Source organism: Streptomyces polygonati (assembly GCF_042650325.1).
Taxonomy (GTDB): domain Bacteria; phylum Actinomycetota; class Actinomycetes; order Streptomycetales; family Streptomycetaceae; genus Actinacidiphila; species Actinacidiphila polygonati.
This window is the reverse complement of record NZ_JBHSBB010000017.1, coordinates 1-20680: the sequence shown is the minus strand read 5'-3', so window position 1 is coordinate 20680 and position 20680 is coordinate 1. Positions and strand designations below refer to the sequence as shown.

The window sequence follows — 20680 nt, the reverse complement described above, 5'->3', positions numbered from 1 at the left end:
TTACGGCGTGCTGGGCCACTCCCCGGCGGTTGCCAGGGACGGGTCGAGACGGCGCAGGACCGTCGCGATCACCTGGGCGCGCTGCGGACCGAGGTAGAAATGGCCACCTGGGAAGGTGTGCACGTGGGTGCGCCGGTTGGTCAGGCCCGCCCATCCGCCGGTGCCGTCTCCGCCGCGGTCTGGGGCAAGCTCCGCGTCCGCCTCGCCGGTGAGGACGGTGATGGGGCACTCCAGGAGCTGTCGTGCGGAGGGCTCGGGGCAGTAGGTCTCGATCAACCGGTAGTCGTTGCGGATGTAGCCAAGAACCGCGGCGCGCAGTTCGGGGTCCGCCAGTACCTCGCGGTCTGTGCCGCCCAGGCGTTCGAGCTCGTCACACAGCAGCTCGTCGCTCTGGCGGTGCACCTGGCCCGGGCGGGCGGTCCCAGGCGCCTCGCGGCCGGAGGCGAAAAGCCGCCGAGGCGGCTGCGCGCCCGCGCGCCGCAGTTGGTGGGCCAGTTCCCAGGCGACGGCAGAACCCATGCTGTGGCCGAAGAGCGCGTACGGCCGGTCGAGCACGGGCAGCAGTTCGTCGGCGAGGCCCCCCGCCAACTCGTCCATGCTGTCGGTCATCTTGTCGCCCCAGCGGTCTTCCCTGCCCGCGTATTGCACGGCGACCAGCTCGACATCGGGCGGCAGGAGTGTCGCCCATGACCGGTAGAAGCCCGCACCACCCCCTGCGTGCGGAAGGCAGACCAGTTGCAGCCTGGCCGCCGGACGAGGCTGCCAGCACCGCAGCGACGGCCCGCGGCGCCAGCTGTCCGAGCCCCTCTCCCGGCCGATGTCCCTGATCTCCGGGCTCACCAGGTCACCGGCATCCGCTCGACTCCGAAGGTGTGCGCGTCCGGCATGAACTCGATCTCCCCGTACGGCACCGCGAGCCTCAGGGTGGGAACCCTGCGGATCAGGGTCTCCAGAGCGATCCCCACCTCCAGGCGGGCCACGTTCTGGCCAATGCACTGGTGCGGGCCGTGGCCGAACGCCATGTGCCGGTTGTCGGCGCGGTGGAAGTCGACGCGTTCCGGGTCCGCGAAGACCGCCGGGTCGTGGTTGGCACCCGCGAGCAGGCCGATGATCCCGTCGCCGGCCGGAACTGTGCCGCCGGGCAGGTCGATATCGGCCGTGGCGACCCGCGCCGGCAGGGCGTCGGAGATCGAGGTCACCCGCAGCAGTTCTTCGACGGCTGCCGGCAGGAGGTCCGGATCATCGCGGAGCTCAGCCATCAGCTCAGGTCGCTCCAGGAGCAGCAAAGTGGACAGCGCGATCATGCTGGTGCTGCTGACCCGGCCACCGTTGATCGTGATCCCGATGACCGACAGCAGCTCGTCGTGGGTGAGGTGGCCCGGTATGAGGTGGTCGGTGACCAGTTGGGACAACAGATCGTCCCCGGGCTCTGCCCGGCGCCGCTCCACCAGCTCCGAGATCAGCTTGAACAGACCGCCAAGGGCGGCGGCCATCTCGTCCTGCGTGCTCGTCCGCGAGCCGGAGACCCGGGTGACGTCGCGGAAGAACTCCAGGTTCTCAGCCGGGATGCCGAGCAGGACGCAGATGACGGAGGTGGACATCGCGTTGGCGTAGTAGGTGATGAAGTCGACGGGTCCGGTCTGCGCGAGCATGTCGTCGATGAGGTCGTCGGCGATGGCTTGGATGGCGGGGCGCATCGCGCGGGCCTTGCGCAGGGTGAACTCGGGCTGGAGCATCTTGCGATAGCGGGTGTGGTCGGGCGCGTCCGTGCGCAGGAACGGCCGCAGCTTGGCACCGATCTCGTGCTCGGCCTGGCTGAACGCGGGGAAGCTGGCCTCTCGGATGTCGGCGCTGATCCGTGGATCGGCCAGCAGCGCCCTGACGTCCTCGTACCGGGTCGCGATCCACGCCTCTTTGCCGGTCGGCAGGGTGACCCGTGCGACGGGCTCGTCGGCGCGGACCTCGGCGTACTGCTGGGGCGGGGCGAAGGGGCAGGTGCGGCGCATCGGGAAGTCGTGGGACGCGGCGGCTGGCAGAGCGGACTCGGGAACAGGAGTGGTCATCGCTTGTCCTTGGTATGAGTGAGCAGAGCTGGTTCGGGCGCGGGTTCACGCGTGAGGACGGCAAGAGGCGGGGCGCCGGCGCGGACCGGCAGGGGGCGGGCGTGAAGCCCCGATTCCCTGGCCACGAGCTCAAGACCGAAGGGCAGCCATCGGTAGGAGTCGTGCACTTCGCGCAGGGGGGCGCCGTCGGAGCTGCCGATCTCGCGCACCCGCCAGGTGGTGTGCAGCCGCATCCCGTCTCCGTCGTCGGAGGACTCGTCCGGCGAGCCCGACAGCCACCACTCGTAGCGGTGCCGGCCCGCGGTGGCGGTGGCGAGCCGGGTCAGAGGCAGTTCGGCAGGCGCGGTGAGCTGCATGAGTTCGACAACGACACGTCCGTCGGGCGTGAGCCTGGCCAGCAGCCGGTCCCACAGCTGCCGCCGTTGCGGCGCGTCGAGGTGCCCGAGGACTCCGCACAGCACAACGGCGCAGATACGGTCGGGGAGGTGGAGGCCGGGAGCCGCGCCGTCGGTCACGGTCACCCGGGCGCGCAGGTCGGGATCGCCGAAGACGCGACTGGTGAGTACGGCGCGCATCCCGACCGCCGGCTCCGCAGCGAGAATTTCGACACCTGGCAGGGCCCGGGCAACGGCCTCGGTGACCAGGCCGGTCCCCGCGCCGATGTCAACGACGGTGGCGCCGACGGTGTCGAGCCCGGACAGCGCCGCGGCCACCGCCGGGCCGCTCGCCGTGGCGATGTGCCCCGCGGCGACGAGGTCGAAGAACTCCGCGGACGGCGTGTAGGGGACGGTTTTCCGCACCGCCGTTTTCCGGGTGGCGCTGCGGTCGTCGGCGGATCCGGCGTATCGCCCGGGGAAGAGTTCCTCAACGGCGAGCGGCCTGGGCTTCGAGGGCCGCACCACCTCGGGTGGTCCCAGTCCTGCCACCAGTTGGGACCAGACACGGCAGACTGCCAAGTCGTACTGCACCCCGCCGGTGTCCCCGGCTTCGCCGGGGCGCCCGTCGATCATGTCCCGCAGTCCGTCCAGCGCCCGGCCGACGGCATCGGGCCACATACGGCCGAACACCTCGTGGAACGAACCCGACTCGCCGATCACGGAGGTCGTCCGCAGGCCGAAGGACTCCGTGCCCGGGCCGTCCAGGACGAAGCGGCGGTCGGTGTCCCGCTCGGCGTGCAGCCGCGGGCTCCACAGCACGGGACCGTGCGTGTCGGCCAGGGTGAGGACACCGCCCTCGGTGCCGAGGCTGATCCGGTGCCAGTGCAACGCGTGATTGTCGCGGTCGGCGGGATCCATCTGGTGATGAACCCGCAAGGTCAGCGGTACACCCCCCAGTACACCCTGCACCGTGCGGAACGGCTGGGATCCGAAGCCCTCGGGCAGGGGCGCCGGGCCTGCGAAGCGCCAGGGTCGCAATGATCCAAGCGACCGGCCGAGGATGTCGATCAGCGGATGCATGAGGTGGACGGGTGTCGCCGCGTCCACGAACAGCGGCTGCTGCCGGGCGGTGAGCTTGCGGGACGCCGCGATGAACTCCCGCACGGGGTCGAGATGGGGATAGTGGGTGTTGACGCGGTAGTGGACACCGTGGTGACGCGCGGCCCGCACGCAGGCGGTCAACTCGTCCAGGTGCAGGGGGTGTTCCTGGAGTACATGAATGCCGCGGCTCATGAGCCGGGTGGCCAGTTCGGTGCCCGCTCCGCCGGAGATCGCCGAGCCGACCACCACACATGCCATGTCGATTCCGCGGTCGGGTAGTTCGTCGAGGTCCGTGTACAGCGGCACCCCCAGCTTGTCCGCGTAGGCGCGGGACACAGCGGAACCCCGCGACAGGAGGCCCACCAGGACGTACCCCTCGCGGGATCGGCTCGCCTCGGCGTAGAAACGGCCGAAGTTGGTGCCGCAGACGAGCACGCGCACGGGGCGTTCGCGGGTCACAGGGTTCCCTCCTCGGCCATGTCGGTGGATTCCGCGCCGTCCTCGGTCAGGTCGAAGCCCTCGACGGAACCGCCGGTTCGTATCCGGTCCACGACCGCGTCCGGGTCGAGGACGTCGGTGGCGTAGTGCACCCCTGGCGTGATCTCGCCGCGCAGCACGGCGGTGACGGCCATCGTTCCGACGGCCGCGGTGAGCCGGTAGCTGCTCGAGGTGCGTACGGTCAGCCGCCGTCCCGTGCGCCGCCCGAGATGGGAACCGGTGAGATGGAAATCCATGACGTAGTAGGGGGTGTGCCCGGCGAGGTCGAGGCGGGCGGCGAGCATCAGAGTCTCGGCGAGTTCCTCGCGGTCCGCACCTTCGGCGATGCGGCCCGGCATCTCGTTCAGGGTGCTGCGCACCCGTGGACCCGGGTGGACGTTGAACCAGTCGAGCCGGTCGAGGCCGAGGTGGTACGCGAGCCGTTCGGTCTCCGCGCCCAGGAAGGGCTGTACGGCGACCCGGCCGGGAAAGCCCGGGACCTGGGCGCCCTCGGCCACCCGCAGTGCCCGCGGCTCCTTGCGGCCCGCCCTCCAGGCCGCAAGGGGCTCCCCGTAGGCGGCGCCGTCCGCGCCTCCCGTGGAGAGCGAGAGCAGCAGGTCGGCGGCGACCGTCGGCGTACAGGGTTCGAGACCCCCGCAGTACGCGGTGAGTGCCGTGGCCCTGGAATGCCCCTGCCGCGCCAGCCACCGCGGCAGGATGCCGGACAGACCGGGCAGCGTTCCTGCGGACAGCACCACACTGAGCCCCGGCGGTGCGGATCCGGCCGCCGCCAGGTCCTCGGCGGCCGGATCGTCTCCCGCGACGTCCACGCAGTGTGCCCCGGCTGCCAGCGCGGCCGCGGGTACGGTGGCCCGCAGGCGGTACGTCGGTCCGGCGCAGTTCAGCACAACCGCGCAACCCGCGGCGAAGCGGGCGAGGCTCGCGGGATCGTCGGCATCGACCTCGGCAACGCTCGCGTCACCGCCGCCGCGGCCCGCTTCGGACGCGGCGACCTCGTGGAGTGCCTCCGGCCTGCGCCCGCCGAGCCGCAGCGCGGTGTGCCCGAGTGCCCGCAATTCCCGTACGGCGGCGCGTCCCACGGCGCCGGAGGCTCCCAGCACCCCGATCACCGGGTGCCGGCTCATCGGGTCACCGCCCCGTCGGTCAACGCCTCCAGGTGTTTCAGCACGGCAGGCGCGTGTTCCACCGACAGACAGCTGAAATGGTCCCCGGGGATGTCCAGGATGTTCAGGCTGCCGAGTGTCAGCTCTTCCCAGTACTCGGTGACGGCTTCCTTGCTGCCCGGGAAGGGGTACGCGCCGCTGTGCCGCAGGAAGGTGATGTCGTCCGCGTAGGGTTCGGCGTCGTACCGGGTGATGGCGAACACGCTCTGCCGGAAGGCCCGGAAGAGCCTGGTCATGTGGTCGGGGGCGTAGATGCCGGCCGCGGCGGGCACCGCCTCGCACATCCGCGCGATCCGCGCGCCGCGCGGAATCCGCGCCAGGGTGGCGAAGCGGTCGCCGACGTCGGCGTATTCCCCGGCCAGCGCGGCGAGACCGCCGTCGCGGAGCACTCCGGGGCTCTGAGCGAGGACGGCGTCGGCCGCGCCCGCCACCCGGTTCTCGTCGGCCGGGAAGCCGAGGTCGGCCGGGTTGATGCCCATCATGACGGCGAAGGAGTACTCCGAGAGGAGTTCGTCATCGAGCCGGAACCGCGGGCTGTGGCTGCTGATCACGGTGAGGCTCTCCACCCGGGCGCCGGACTCCGCGAGATTCCGTGCCACTTCGGTGGCGACCAGGCCGCCGAGGCAGTAACCGACCACGTGGAAGCTGCGGGAGCCGTTCGCGGTCAGAGCGCGCGCGTAGTCCGCGGCCAGCTGCTCGATCAGTCCTTCGGGCGGGGCGTTCAAGAAGCGCTCCAGGCCGGGGACTTCGAGACCCACGACATTCGTTTTGCCGGGTGAGCGCCGGCGTATCTCGGTGATCAGCGCCCGGTACGGCATGATGGTGCCGGTTCCCGCGTGGACGAGAACGGTCGTGGTCTCCTCCGGTGTGCCGCTGCCGTGCAGGTGCACCACCGGGCTCACCGGTGCGGCGGCGGAAGAGGTCTTTTCCCCGTCGGAGCCGCCGACCGCGCGCAGGAAGGCACCGAGACCGGCCACCGTGGGCCGCCGCAGCATGTGCCGCAGCACAACCTCCCATTCGAGCTCCGCCGCCTGCGGCACGTGCTCGCGGAGCTGACCGACCATGCGGGCCACCAGCAGCGAATCGCCGCCCAGCGCGAAGAAGTCGTCCTGTCGGCCCACGCGTTCCACGGAGAGCAGTTGGGCCCACAGATCCGCCAGGCCGCTTTCCAGCTCGTCGAGCGGCTGGTCGGCGGCGGCGTCTGCGGATTCCGGGCCCCGGTCCGTCTCCCGGGGCAGAAAGGACACCAGACGCGCCCGGTCGGTCTTGCCGTTGGCGGTGCGCGGCAGCGCGTCCAGAACCTGCCAGACGGAGGGCACCATGTATTCGGGCAGCCGGTTGGCCGCCGCCCGCACCAGTTCCCCGACGGGCACGTGGGTGCGGTCCGCCTTCACCCGGGCGAGCACGAGATCCTGCCCGGTCGCGGTGAGCGGATCGCCGGGCTCGGGAAGGACCCGCACGCCGGTGGCGCCGTGTTCGGTCAGCAGATCCGTCCACTGCCTCCGGGTCAGGAACGACTGCCCCGCCGCCGCCCGCAGATCCGTCCACTCCCGCCCCGCGACCTCAAGGAACTCCATCGACACCTGGAGCGGATAGTGGTCGTCGCGAGTGTTCTCGACGAACGCGAGGTGCCCGCCGGCCACGAGGAGTTCGCCGAGCCGGCTGAGCGCCAGCTCGGCGTCCGAAGCCGTGTGCAGGGTGTTGGCGCACACCACCACGTCATAGGTGTTGGGCAGGAAGCCCTGTTCGCGCGGATCGCGGTCCACGTCGAAACGCCGGTAGCGCACCCACGGGTGGTCCGCGAACCGTTCACGGGCCTCACCCAGGAAGAACGGCGAGGGGTCGGTGAAGGTGTATTCCACGCCGAACGGCGACAAGGCCGGGATGAGTTCACCGGCCGTGCCAGCGACACCGCCCCCGACTTCAAGGATCCGCAGGCGCTCCTCACCGGTGTGTGCCGAAGCGATCTGCGCGCAGGCTGCGGCAAGGGCCCGGTTGAGATGACGGATTGCGAGATTGTCCCGGTATGCGGCGTCGGCGGCGTCAAGCGCGGCTCCGGGGAACAACAGGGCCTTGACATCCACGTCCCCGCTGACGAGTCCGGGCAGTTGGTCGTCGCAAGTGCGCATGACATCGAGGAGCTGGGACGACCAGCCCACCTCGCGCTCCAGCGTCACCGCCCGCTCCCACGCCGACGCCTGCTCCTCCGCGCTCACCGCCCGCAGACCCTGGTACCGCCCGGACGCCGGGTCGTGGATGAGCCGGTCTTCGGCCACCAGGGCGCGCAGCCAGCGGCGCACGATGTGCCGGTGGCGGGGCGTCGCACGCAGTTCCGCGTAGATCTCATCGAGACTGCGGCGGGTACCCGTCACATTGAAGACCTTGCTCAACGTGCGGCTCATGGCGTTGAGGGCTACGTCGTCGAGTGTGCGGAGGAAGGCGCGCAGCCCCTCGCCGTCGACGGTCTCCGATGCCGCGCGTACGACAGCAGCGGCAGCCTCGTACGCGGCCGCCGAGTCGCTGGCTGCGCTCCCCTGGCGTGTCGGTGGACGCCGGGTGGTCTCGACGAACGCGGCGAGCCGTCGGCCGCCCGAGGCGGAGTCGTCCACGACGACAGCGCCAGCGGCCACCGCGGGGTGGGCCTGCACAGCGGCCTCGACCTCGGCCAGCTCCACCCGGTAACCGCGGATCTTCACCTGGGCGTCCTCCCGGCCCAGGAATTCGATGTCCCCGCTGGGCAGGTAACGGCCCAGGTCGCCCGTCCGGTAGAGCCGGGCCCCGGTCTCCGGGTGCGTGACGAACCGTTCCGCCGTACGGGCGTCGTCGCCGAGGTAGCCGAGTGCGACACCAGCTCCGCCGATGTACAACTCGCCGGGGACCCAGTCGGGGCGGGGCCGCATGGCCTGGTCGAGGACGTGGAAGGTCTGGTTGGTCAGCGGTCGCCCGTACGGGATGCTCGGCCGCGTCACGTCGACCTCGCCCACAGGGTGGGCGATGGACCAGATGGCGCCCTCGGTCGCGCCGCCGAGGGACACGATCCGCATGCCGGGCAGTACTGCGCGTGCCTCGTCGGGCAGCGCTACGGGAATCCAGTCGCCGGACAGCAGCGCGAGGCGAGGGCCGCGGATGCCGTCGGGACCGGCCTCGCCTTCGCCGCCGATCGCGGACAGCGGCGCGGGACGAAGCCAGTCGCAGAGCATCTGAAGCTGCCCTGGCACCGAGTTCCACACAGTGATGTGTTCACGGGCGACGAGTTCGGCCCAGTGGGAGGGGTCGCCTCGCCGTTCGGAGGCCGGCAGCACCAGCGTTCCGCCGACCGAGAGCGGCCCGAAGATGTCGTACACCGACAGGTCGAAGCCCAGGCCCGCCAGGCCCAGGACGCGGTCGTCGCAGGTCACCTGATGCCGGGTGTTGATGTCCCGCACCGTGTTGGCGGCGGCGCCGTGGCTGATCATCACACCCTTGGGCGTGCCGGTGGATCCTGAGGTGTAGATGACGTACGCGAGATCGTCGAGCCCGGCTCGCGGGCCCGGCGAGGAGGGGGACCGAGGTTCCTCAGGGAGTTCGTCCACGGCGAGGACGGTGAGGCCCGCCGGGAGGTCGTCCGCCTCCGCCAGCCACGACTGGGTCAGCACGGTCCGCACTGCCGCATCGGAGAGGATCGTGTCCCGACGTGCGGCCGGCTGCGCGCTGTCCACCGGCAGGTACGCGCCGCCGGCGAGCAGCGTGCCCAGCACGGCGACGATCTGCTCCCAGCCCTTCTCCATCCATATCGCGACGGGCTCGGCGGGCCGCAGCCCGTCGGCGGTGAGCCGTTCCGCGACCGCTCGGGCGGAATCCGCGAGACGGCCGTAGGTGAGGTCACGCCCGGGCGATCGCACGGCGAGGGCGCCGGGGGTGCGCCGCGCCTGGGCGAAGACCGGTTCGTGCAGCAGCTCGTTCGGCAGCGCGCCGCCAGTGGCGTTGATCCGGGCCCGCCGCTCCGCCTGTGCCGCGGGCAGACCGATCCCAGCGGGCCGAGCCCACACCTCGTCACGTCCGGCCAGTTGTCCCACGAACGAGATCCAGGTCTCGAACATCTCCTGGGCGAGTCCGGCGGGCAGCACACCGGTGCGCACGTCCCAGGACAGGACGAGGCTGTCGCCACGAGTCATCACCTGGCAGTCGAGCCAGACCTGGGGGGTCTGGGTGGCCGCGTAGGAGACCTGCGGCGGAACGGACGACCGCGTCTGGGATGTCGCGCCGAGCGCGCTGGTGAACACGACCGGCATCAGCACCGGAGTACCGGCCCGGTGGGACAGTTCGGCCAGTACCTCGGAGCCGCTGAACAGCGGATGGGCCAGGTCATCGAGGAGCCGGCCGCCCAGGGCGCGCGCCCGGTCGGTGAACGTGGCCTGCGCGTCCGCCAGGTCGACGGCGAGGAGTTCGAGGGAGGTGAAGTCACCGACGACCCGGTCGATGTCCTCATGCAGGGCGGGCCGGTCGACCGTCGGCACGTTCAGCGTGAAACGTGTGCTGCGTGACCAGCGGCCGACGACTTCCGCGTATGCGGTGAGCAGGGCCGTCGACAGGGGTACGCCCTGGGCGGCCGCCCGGTTCGCGAGCGCGCGGGTGGTGTCCGCGTCCAGTACCCGCTCGTGCCGTTCGAACCGGACTGCGCCGGGTGCGGGGACGATGGACGGCGCGGCCCAGCCTTCCGCCAGGGGAAGTTCGGGCGCGGGCGGCAGATCGGGCAGACGTTCCGTCCAGTACGAGCGGTCGGCCGCGTACCGGGGGGTCTCGGTGAGGGCGCGCCGGGCCAGCACACCATCACGGAAGGTGATCGACGGCGGCGCTTGGACGGTGCCGGGCTCTTCCAGTAGCTGGTTGAACTCGGCGAGCAGCAGGCGCAGGCTCGCGTGGTCGACCACGAGCATGTCGATGGAGACGTGCAGGACGGCGCGTCGCGGAGAACGGGTGAGGTGCAGCCTGAACAGCGGCCAGGTGTCGGTCGGTCCGGTGAGATGGGAGAGCCGGTCCCGGGCACGCTCGATTTCGGTGGACAGCGCGGTCTCGTCGGGCGTCTGGCTGAGCGTTACGTCGACAGGGGGCACCTGGGGCAGCACTCGCTGGTAGCCGTCCGGATGCACGACCGCGCGGAGCATGTCGTGGCGGGCGACCAGGGTGTTCCATGTCTCCGCGACCTGCGTCGGGGACAGCGGCGACCCGGTCGTGGGGTAGTCGAGTTCGACGTAGGCATGGCACGCGATGTTGCCGTACGCGTACGCGTCGGCTCGTCCGATGAGGTAGGCGGCCTGGATGTCGGTGAGCGGGAAGGGCTCGTAGCGGTCCTCCTCACTGTGTTCGACTGCGCGTGGGGCGGAGGAATCCGCGAGGTGTGCGAGAACGGCTTCCTTGTGGGCGCGCAGCTCTTCTCGCCGCTGCTGGGTGAAGTAGCCCTTGGGGGCGCGATAGCGCAGCTGCCCGTCCTCCGCCCACAACCGGACCCCGTCGTGCTCGTAGCGCGCGAGCAGATCGGGGATGGCAGAGGGGCCTGCGGCCGGTGTTTCGGTGTTCTGCACGGTCACAGTTCTCCTGTTTCGGTTTCGAAGTCTTCGGCGGCCAGGGCCGCCGCGACTTCCGCGCCCAGGGCCGCGATCGTCGGGGCGGCCAGCACGGTGCGGACGTCGACGCGCGCGCCGAGGCTCCGCTCGATGGCGCCGACCAGTCGGATCGCGGCAAGGCTGTCGCCGCCAGCGGCGAAGAAGTTGACGTGCCGGTCGCTTACAGGACCCGGCAGCAGGGCGTTCCACAAGTCGGCGATCCTGGTCTCGACCGCTCCATCGGGCCGCTCCGTGCCCGGTGCCGAGGGGGTGGCGTTCTCGGCCAGCACGGCGAGTGCCGGCCGGTCGATCTTGCCGTTGGCGGTCAGCGGCAGCGAGGGGAGGACGTGGACCGAGGTGGGCTGGGCGTAGGGGGCGAGCCGGTCGGTGAGCCAGGACCGCAGCCAGCCGTCCGACCCGGGGACCGGCATGTGGTCGCCGCGCTGGGCGAGGGCTTCGCCGTCGAGCACCACGAAGGCCTCGAGCCGGCGGGCGGTTCGGGGCCCGGTGGCCACGACGGCCGCTCGCGCGACGCTCGGGTGGGCCTTGACGGCCGTCTCGACCTCGCCTGCCTCGATACGGTGACCCGCGATCTTGAGCTGCGCGTCGGTACGGCCGAGAAACTCCAGGATGCCGCCGGGGCGGTACCGTCCCAGATCGCCTGTGCGGTACCAGCGTCGGCCGCCGTGTGTGACGAACTTGGCCGCGGTTCTGTCGAGGTCGCCGAGGTAGCCGTCGGCGAGTCCGGCACCCCCGATCCACAGCTCCCCCGCGACCCAGTCGGGACAGTCTCGGCCAGCGGAATCGGCGACCCGGTAGCGCTGGCCGGTGAGCGGGAAGCCGTAGGGCACCGACGTCCAGCCGGGTTCGGGCGCCGATGCCGTCGCGTCGTAGGCGTTCGACCAGATGGATGCCTCGGTGGCGCCGCCCATGGCGGTGAAGCGGCAGCGGCCACCGGTACGTTCGTGCAGCCGGCCGGGCAGGTCGAGGCCGATCCAGTCGCCGGAGACGAGCGCCGCTCGCAGGCCGGCCAGGGAGGTGCCGACGGGACCGATCCCGTCACGCTCGTCGGCATCGAGCAGCAGATCGAGCAATGCCGGCACGGTGTTCCAAACGCTGACACCGTGCTCGCGTATCAGTGCCCGCCAGCTTCCGGGTTCGCGCCGCTGCTCCTCCGAGGGAAGGACGAGAGCTCCGCCGGCTGCCAGCAGCCCGAAGATGTCGTACACGGACAGGTCGAAGTCCAGTGCGGACAGCGCGAGTACGCGGTCCGCCGGGCCGATCCGGTGGCGCTGGTTGATGTCGGCCACCGTGTTCCAGGCCGCCGCGTGGCTGATCCGCACGCCCTTGGGTTCACCGGTGGAGCCCGAGGTGTAGATCGTGTACGCCACGGAACCGGTCGGCACCTGCCGCGGCGCGTCAAGGGGTGCGGCGGCCAGTGCTTCGGCGGGCGTGAGGACCCCTCCCGGGCCCGTGCCGTCACCCTCGCCGATGGTCAGCCGTATGTCCGCCGCCCGGAGGATGCGGGCTCTGCGCGCTTCGGGCTGTTCCACCCCCAACGGGACGTAGGCCGCTCCTGCCGCCAGCACGCCCAGCGCCGCGACCACCTGTTCCGGTCCCTTGGGCAGGGTCACGGCGACCGGGTCGCCGTCCACGACGCCGCGTTGCCGCAGGGCGGCCCCCGTGCGCAACGCCGCGTCAGCGGTCTGTCCGTACGTGAGGGTGCGGCCATCGGCGGCGATCAGTGCCACCGCGCCGGGTTCCTCGGCCGCCCGTTCGAAGAATCCCGCGTGCAGCAGGCGCGGCCGCGCGGGGCGTGAGTCGTTCAGCCGCTCGCGCCGGACTCTCTGGCCGGGCGGCAGAAGCTCCGGTACGGGCGTGTTCCAGTCGCCTTCGGCCAAGTGGTGCAGCAATCGCGAGTGGGCGTCGACCATGGCGTCCAACACGCCGTCGTGGAAGAGCTCTTCGACCGCGTCCCACGTGATGACCAGCTCACCGTTCTCTTCGGTGACCTGGTGGTCGAGACAGACCTGCGGTGACTGTGTGACGCCCCAGACCCGGGCGGGAAACCGCCGGGAGCGGTCCGCAAGTGACGCGTCGCCCACGCCGAGGGCGCTGGTGAACACGACCGGCGCGGCGGTTTGCAGCGTGGCGGTGCGCCGGGCAAGTTCGCGCAGCAGCCAGGAAGCTGGCACGTCCTGGTGGTCCAGATCCTGCGCCTGGCGTCCCTGGAGTGCGTGCAGAGTCGGCAGCCAGGGACCGTCGGCACGCTGGTAGCCCGCCAGGGAAAGTGAGGTGAAGTCGCCCACGACGTGGAGCACATGGGGATGGATCTCGTGGCGGTTGAAGAGGGTGAGGGTCACGGAGACCGCGTCGGTACCGCTCCACGCGGTGAGGGTCTCGCCGTAGGCGGCGAGCAGCACGGTCGAGGCCGTGAGGCCGTTCCGTACGGCTCGTGCCTTGATCGCGCGCCAGGACCCGGTGTCAAGTACGGTGCGCCGCCGGGTGAAGCGCGGCAGGTCCACCTCGGCCGGGTCGACCCGGTAGGGAAGCCGGGGGGCCGGCGGCAGACTGTCCAGCCGGCTGCTCCAGTGCGCCTTCGTCTCCGCGGCTGCCTCCGGATCGGCGACGGTCCGCGCGGCGAGCGCCGCCTGGTAATCGCGGAACGTGAGATCCAGCTCAGGCAGCGGGTCCCGGTCGTCGTCCGGGGAGCCGTAGAGGATCCCCCATTCGGTGTACAGGGTGACGATGGACAGCGCGTCGAGGACGATGTAGTCGAGCCCGACACCGATCCGGGTGCGTACCTCGCCCGTGTCGCTTTGATAGCGGACGGCCCGGATGTCGAAGAGCGGCCAGCGGGCGGGGTCCCGGATCTGGTGCGACATGTCCGCCCGCAACCGGGCGAGGACCGGTTCCGCGTCCTCGCCCGGTGCCATCTCGCGGACGGAGATGGCGAAGGGCGGCACCTCGGCGAGCACCCGCTGCGTGCTGTCCTCGATGACGGCGCGCAGCATCCCGTGCCTGCGGACCAGTGCGCGCCAGGCACGTTCCAGGCGCGGCAGGTCGACGTCCGTACCGTCGAACTCGCTGTAGTGCCAGGTACCGACGCCGCCAAGGGTGAATCCCGAACCGCGTCCGGTGGCATAGGCCGACTGGACCTCGGTGAGGGGGAAGGGCTCGTGCGCCCGCGCGGGGTCGGGCTCGGTGCGGAGGGGGAGTGGGCTGGCGGTCGCTGCCGGGGGTGCCGATGCCAGGGTGAGGCGCGCGGCGAACTCCCGTAGGACGGGGGTGGCGAACAGGGCTCCGACTCCCGCCCCGGACACGCCTGCGGCCTTCAGCCGGGAGACCATGCGGGTGGCGACGAGCGAGTCGCCGCCGAGGGCGAAGAAGGAGTCGTTCCGGCCCACGGCGGGCAGCCGGAGGAGTTCGGACCACAGCTCTGCGACGCGCTTCTCGACCGGTCCGGCAGGCGCCTCCGCCCCTTCGCGGCCCTCGGAGGTCTTCCGATGCCGGCCGTCTGCCTCGATCAGCTCCCGGACGGCCGCGCGGTCCAGTTTCCCATTGGGGTTGAGCGGTAGACCGGTCGCTACGAGGACATGCTCGGGAAGCATGTACGACGGGAGTCGTGTCCCGGCCCACGCCACCAGGTCGTCGGGCCGCAGAACGTGTCCCCGGCCGGCAACGGGCGAGACCATGACGGCGAGTCGTCCCGCGGTGCTCTCGGGCGCGTCGATGACGGCCGCCACCGCGTGCAGTACGTCCGGATGGCTTCGCAGTGCCGCCTCGATCTCGCCCAGTTCGATGCGGTGGCCGCGGATCTTGACCTGGTGGTCCGCCCGCCCGAGGAATTCGAGGCGGCCGTCGGGCCGATAGCGGGCCAGGTCGCCGCTGCGGTACCAGCGTTCACCGTCGTGCTCGACGAAGCGAGCCGCGGTGCGTTCGGCGTCACCCCGGTACCCGTTGGCGAGGGCCCGGCCGCCGATCCACAGTTCGCCGGCGACGAGATCGGGCCGGTCGTGCCCACGCTCATCGACGACCCTTGCCCGCACCCCCGGCAGGGGCACTCCGTACGGTATGGACTTCCAGGCCGGATCGACGCCTTCCCGGCCCACCTCGCAGACGGTGGAGTGAATGGCGGCCTCGGTCATGCCGCCGAGAGCGACGAACCGGCAGCCGGGCGCGAGTGCGCGCAGGCGGGCCGGCTGGTCGAGGCCGACCCAGTCTCCGCCGAGCAGCGCCAGCCGCAGCGAGCCGAGCCGCACATCGCCAGCCTGCCCGGGAGCGGCGCCCGTGGCCGCCGCCGCGAGGAGCAGATCCAGCAGTGCTGGAACGCAGTTGAGGACGGTGACGCGGTGCGTTTCCATCAGCTCGGCCCAGCGGCCGGCGTCGCGGCGGTCTTCCTCCCTCACGGTCACCACCCTGCCGCCGACCGACAAAGGCGCGAAGATGTCGTACACCGACAGGTCGAAGTCCAGCGCGGACAGCGCGAGGGTGGCGTCATCGGGGCCGACGGAGAACAGCCCGGCCAGCGCGTCGATGGTGCTGACGGCGGCGCGGTGGGGGACTTCGACGCCCTTGGGGACTCCGGTGGAGCCGGAGGTGAAGATCACATAGGCAGCGTCGGCCGGCCTCACCTCGCGCACTGGTGCCGGCTCGGCGGCCCCGGTCTCGCTCATGCGCACTACTCGCGCACCACGGATCTGCTCGACGAGAGGCGCATGCTCGTCATCGGTGAGTACAATCGCGGCCCCTGCGATCCGGTGGATGTGCTCCCTGCGCGCCGCCGGCTGGTCGAGTCCGACCGGCACATAGGCGGCTCCGGCAGCCAGCACTCCGAGCACCGCGATCAGCTGCCGCACGCCCTTCGGAAGGCTGACGGCTACGGTGTCGCCAGGTCGTACCTCCAGGGAGCTGAGCGAACCGGCCACCCGCCGTGCGGCCAGGGCAAGTTGTCCGTAGGTCAGGACCGTTCCGCCCTCGCCCACGACGGCGGTGCTGCCGGGCTTCTCCTCGGCGAGCGCGAAAAACCTTCCGTGCAAGGACCGCTGAGGCACTTCTTCTGGCAGGCGATCGTCCCGCCGGGCCGCGCGCGCACGGCGCTGAAGGGCGGCCACGGGCAGCCGCGAGCCGACCGGGGAGCGCCAGGCCGCCTCCGACGAGACGAGGTCGTCCACGAGAGTGCGATAGGCAGCGAACGCCGCCTCCGGCACGCCCGGCGCGAACAGGCCACCCCGGACGTCCCAGTTGAGCAGCAGACCAGCGTCGAGTTCGGTGACCTGCGCGTCCAGGACAACCTGTGGGCCCTGCGAGATGATCCACACGGGTCGGCCCAGGACGCTCTGCACCTCCTGCTCGAAAATCTCGCCGAGGCCGATGGCACTGGTGTAGACGACGGGCGCGAGCACGGGCGAGCCCTGGCGCCTGGAAAGATCGCGTAGCACCTCCACACCGGAGTAGGCGCTGTGCGCGAGGGCGGTCCGGATGCCGTCCTGCACGCGACGGACCTGCTCGACGAAGGGCAGCTCCTGGCGCAGGTCTGCGTCCAGCAGCAGGGAACTGCTGAAGTCCCCGATCAGCTCGGCTACGTCGGGACTGATCAGCTCCCGGTCGAAGACCGGGAGGTTGAGCAGAAAGCGCCGACTGTCGCTCCAGGTGGCCACGGCCTCGGCGAACGCGGTGGCCAGTGCGGCGGCGGGGGTGACGCCGTAGCTCCGCGCGCGGGCGATGAAAGTTGCCTTCGCCTGTCCGTCGAGCCAGTGGTGGAGGCGACAGGAACGGGTGAGGTCGGTGTCGGAGGAAGAGATGGGGTGCAGCGGATCGACAGTGAAGGGGAGCCTGGGCGGCGACGGAAGGTCGGCCAGGCGCTCGCGCCACCACTGGGCGGCCCGCTCGTGCTCGACGGCCTGGTGATCCTTGTGGGCGGCGAGGTAGGAGGGGTAATCGAGGGTGAGCGGAGGAAGATCCGACTCGTCGCCGTCGCTGTAGAGCCGCCCCAGGTCACGGAGGAGGACGCGAAGGCTCAGGGCGTCCCCGGCCATCATGTCGAGGTCGATGTGCAAGCGGGTCGCGCCGGCGGGCAGGAGGGTCAGAGCGACAAGCAGTACCTGCCCCGCGGTGACGTCCATACGGGCATGGGTGTAACGCTCACGCACCTGGTCGAGCGTCGCTTCCACTTCGGCGGCGGACGCTTCGCGAAGGTCCCGGACGACGAGTTCGGCGGTGTGCGCCCGCGGGGCGGCCAGGTACTGTCGGCCCTCGTCGTCGAAGCGGGCGCGGAGCATCCCGTGGCGGACCGCGAGGGCGTTCAGGGCATGCCGCAGGCGCGCGGGATCCACCCCCTCGCCGTCCAGCTCCGTGTAGAAGTGGGCGGCGACCCCCCCGAGCGGCTGACCGTCCTGACGGCCGATCCAGTAGGCCTGCTGCATGGTGGCGAGAGGTGCGGTCGGCTCAACAGCCGCGGACATCGTGCCACCAGACCGGGGTGGCGCCTGCCGCCCTCGCGGCAGGCACAACAGCTCAATCCACCGCTTGAGCACCGGCTCGTCCACCAGATCGCTGAACCCGACCGGGCTGCCGTTCCGGCGCCAGCCGCCTACCAGCGACATCAGCGACAGCGAGTCCAGACCTTGCTCGAAGAGGTCGCGGTCGTCATCGAGTTCCTCGTGCGAGACCTCCAGAGTCCGGGCCACAGTCTCGCGGACCTCATCGGGGGTCAGGGCCGGGCGGTCGCCACTCACGGATAGTCCCCTTCGTCAGCATTATCGAAAACGAACATCGTTTTCGTTAAGATCTAACCACACCTGACGCGGGGCCACCAAGGCCGCGGAGTCGGTGAGCAGGACACATCGGAAGGGAAGAGCGATGATCCGGACACATCCGGGATGGCCCGAGGCCGCCGCCGAGGCATACCGCAGAGCGGGTCACTGGGCGGGGCTGACGTTCGACACCTACTTGCGGAACTGGGCCCGGGACCGGCCCGGAAGGGCGGCGCTGATCGCGGACGGCCGGCGCTGGACCTACGAGGAGCTCGACACCGAAGTCTCGGACTTGGCTGCGGGGCTGCGGGAACTCGGGCTGAGCCGTGGCGACCGGATCGTCCTGCACCTGCCCAACTGCGCCGAGTTCGTCATGCTGTGGTTCGCTCTACAACGCATTGGCGCGGTACCGGTGCACGCGATGCCCGCGCACAGAAGTGAGGAAGTACGCCATCTCATACGGGTGTCGGGTGCGGTGGCGTACGTCGTTCCCGTCCGCCACCAACGCTTCGACTACCTCACACTCGCGGCGGAGATGCTGGTGAGCGAGCCCACACTGACCAGGGTGATCGTCCACGGAGAGGCGCCGGCCGAGCAGGGCTTCACCGCCCTTCGGGAACTGAAGGGCCTCGGGGACGCGGACACGCCGCCGCGAGACAGTGGCACGACCGCCTCCGACCTGGCGGTGCTGTTGTTGTCGGGCGGCACCACGGGCACCCCCAAGCTGATTCCGCGCACGCACGACGACTACGCCTATAACGCCCGCGCCACCGCGGCGGCCTGCGGCGCCGACGAGGACACCGTCTATCTCGCCGCGCTGCCCCTCGGCTTCAACTTCACCCTCGCGTGCCCAGGAGTTCTGGGGACCTTCATGGCGGGCGGCACGGTGGTCGTCGCTCCCGACCCGAGTCCGCAGACGGCCTTTCCGCTGATCGAACGTCACGGCGTGACCATCACCGCGCTGACCCCGGCGCTGCTTCCGCACTGGCAGGAGGAGAACCGGAATGCTCCGCAAGCCCTGCGCGGCCTCCGCGTTCTTCAGGTGGGAGGCGCCAGGCTGGCCGACGAGACAGCCAGGGCACTCCACCGCGAGATGAAGCTCACCGTGCAGCAGGTCTTCGGAATGGCCGAGGGCCTGATCTGCGTCACACGGCTCGACGACCCGGAGGAGCTGATCTGCGGCACCCAGGGCCGGCCGGTCTCCCCCGCCGACGAGATCCGCATCGTCGACACCAGGGGGAACGACGTCTCGGAAAGCGGCGAAGGCGAACTGCTGACCCGCGGTCCGTACACACTGCGGGGCTACTATCGCGCGCCGGAACACAACGCCCGTTCCTTCACCTCGGACGGCTTCTACGCCACCGGGGACATCGTCAGGCGACTCCCCTCCGGTCACCTGGTGGTGGCGGGGCGCATCAAGGACCAGATCAACAGAGGCGGCGAGAAGATAGCCGCCACCGAGGTGGAGGAACATCTTCTGGCACACCCGGCGATCAACGCCGCCGCCCTGGTGGCGATGCCGGACGAGAGGTGGGGCGAACGCGCCGTCGCCTTTCTCGTGTGCGACCCAGCCTCGGCCCCGCCCTCGCGACGTGACATCGCGGCACACCTGCGGAATCGGGGTCTCGCCGCCTACAAGGCACCCGACCAGGTGCTCCCTGTCGCCTCTCTGCCCCTGACACCGCTGGGGAAGGTTGACAAGCAGGCCCTGGCAGAGCAGCACATTCGGTCGACGAGCCCGCGCTGACGATCGTTCGAGCAGGTTCTCCGGCTCCCGGCCGGAGCCAACCGAGCCGGTCGCCGGGGCCGCTGGGCCCGGCACCGGCTGCTTCGGTGCACAGGCTCCTCCCGGCGGAGTTGGGCCCAGTCGAGGCGCCAGGTCGAAAAACCGGCCTCGCCCATGTGGAGGGCGCCCGACATGGCTCTCTGCCTTTACCCGACCGTGGTGGTTATTTGACTCGCCTTTCACTACGTTCGACCCCGTCGTCAATCAACGGAGCTCCGGGGCAGTCCAGTTGGCCTCTCTCGGAGCTCCGTCGAAGCAACCGGCGGCATGCGCCATCCAAAGTCCCAAGAGATCCGCGTCATTTTGTCATGATCTTGACATGCGGTGCTGTGGGAGCCGATCCCCCCATGGAGGGCAGTTACTTTGCAGTCGATGAGTCACGGCCGGTTCAGACAGGCCGTCCGCCGCGCCACCCTCGCGCTTGTCGCGACCGGCGCCCTGATCACCGGCGGCCTGATGGCCACCGCGGCGCCTTCGGTCGCCGCGACCCCGGCGGCCACCCATGCCGCCACCAGCCCCACCGCCGGTACCGGCGCCACTGGCCCCGCCGCCGGCTCGACCTCGTCGGCGCCGGCCCAGCACCTGTGTGCCACCGCCAGCAAGGGCTTCATGTCCTGTCTGTCGCTGGTCCGCACCGATGTCGCGCACCACCTGGGCATCAGCCCGAACGCCACCCCGTCCGGCTACGGCCCCACCGACCTGCAGAGCGCCTACGCCCTGCCGTCCGGCGCCGGAGCCGGCGCCACGGTTGGCATCGTGGACGCGCAGGACGATCCGAACGCCGAGGCGGACCTGGCCACGTACCGCGCCCAGTACGGACTGCCGGCCTGCACCACGGCCAACGGCTGCTTCAAGAAGGTGAACCAGACCGGGGGCACCAGCTACCCCACCGCCGACTCCGGCTGGGCCGGGGAGATCTCACTCGACCTGGACATGGTCAGCGCGGTCTGCCCGCAGTGCCACATCCTGCTCGTCGAGGCCACCTCCGCGAGCATGACCAACCTGGGCACCGCGGTGAACACCGCGGTCTCCCTCGGGGCAAAGTACGTCTCCAACAGCTACGGAGGCAGCGAGTCGTCTTCGGACACCTCCTACGACAGCTCGTACTTCAACCACCCGGGCGTCGCCATCACCGTCAGCGCCGGCGACGAGGGCTACGGCGCCGAGTACCCGGCCGCCTCCAAGTACGTCACCTCGGTCGGCGGCACCGCGCTGACCCGCTCCAGCGGCACCTCCCGCGGCTGGACCGAGTCGGTCTGGCACACCTCCAGCACCGAGGGCACCGGCTCGGGCTGCTCGGCCTACGACGCCAAGCCCACCTGGCAGACCGACACCGGCTGCGCCAAGCGGACCAT

8 protein-coding genes are annotated in these 20680 nt (G+C 70.8%); 2 read left to right on the top strand and 6 right to left on the bottom strand.

All coding sequences use genetic code 11. The features are described 5' to 3' along the window. The 6 genes from ACFO3J_RS25150 to ACFO3J_RS25125 are packed head-to-tail and all read right to left on the bottom strand — an operon-like array spanning position 1 to position 17521. The gene (locus ACFO3J_RS25150; protein WP_386433469.1) at positions 1-840 is read right to left on the bottom strand and encodes a thioesterase II family protein; all 840 of its coding nucleotides are present in this window, start codon (positions 838-840) and stop codon (positions 1-3) included. After that, on the bottom strand, positions 837-2063 hold the full coding sequence (locus ACFO3J_RS25145) for a cytochrome P450 (protein ID WP_386433466.1): 1227 nt from the start codon (positions 2061-2063) through the stop codon (positions 837-839). Before ACFO3J_RS25145 ends, ACFO3J_RS25150 begins: the two co-directional genes overlap by 4 nt. Next, on the bottom strand, positions 2060-4000 hold the full coding sequence (locus ACFO3J_RS25140; protein WP_386433463.1) for a Gfo/Idh/MocA family oxidoreductase: 1941 nt from the start codon (positions 3998-4000) through the stop codon (positions 2060-2062). The genes ACFO3J_RS25145 and ACFO3J_RS25140 overlap by 4 nt, the downstream gene beginning before the upstream one ends. Then, positions 3997-5163 (bottom strand): saccharopine dehydrogenase NADP-binding domain-containing protein, encoded by a 1167-nt coding sequence (locus ACFO3J_RS25135; protein ID WP_386433460.1) that lies wholly within the window; start codon positions 5161-5163, stop codon positions 3997-3999. Before ACFO3J_RS25135 ends, ACFO3J_RS25140 begins: the two co-directional genes overlap by 4 nt. Continuing rightward, positions 5160-10763 carry an amino acid adenylation domain-containing protein gene (locus tag ACFO3J_RS25130; protein ID WP_386433457.1) on the bottom strand — a complete coding sequence of 1868 codons (5604 nt, stop codon included), beginning with the start codon at positions 10761-10763 and terminating at the stop codon, positions 5160-5162. Before ACFO3J_RS25130 ends, ACFO3J_RS25135 begins: the two co-directional genes overlap by 4 nt. 2 nt (positions 10764-10765) lie before the next feature. After that, positions 10766-17521, bottom strand: coding sequence for an amino acid adenylation domain-containing protein (locus ACFO3J_RS25125; protein ID WP_386433454.1), 6756 nt, complete (start codon positions 17519-17521; stop codon positions 10766-10768). Positions 17522-17645: 124 nt separating this feature from the next. On the opposite strand from ACFO3J_RS25125, the gene ACFO3J_RS25120 reads away from it, so the two are divergent. Then, the gene (locus tag ACFO3J_RS25120; protein ID WP_386433451.1) at positions 17646-19286 is read left to right on the top strand and encodes a (2,3-dihydroxybenzoyl)adenylate synthase; all 1641 of its coding nucleotides are present in this window, start codon (positions 17646-17648) and stop codon (positions 19284-19286) included. A gap of 411 nt (positions 19287-19697) precedes the next feature. Beyond that, positions 19698-20680: S53 family peptidase (locus tag ACFO3J_RS25115; protein ID WP_449343653.1), on the top strand; the 983-nt coding region annotated here is incomplete at its 3' end.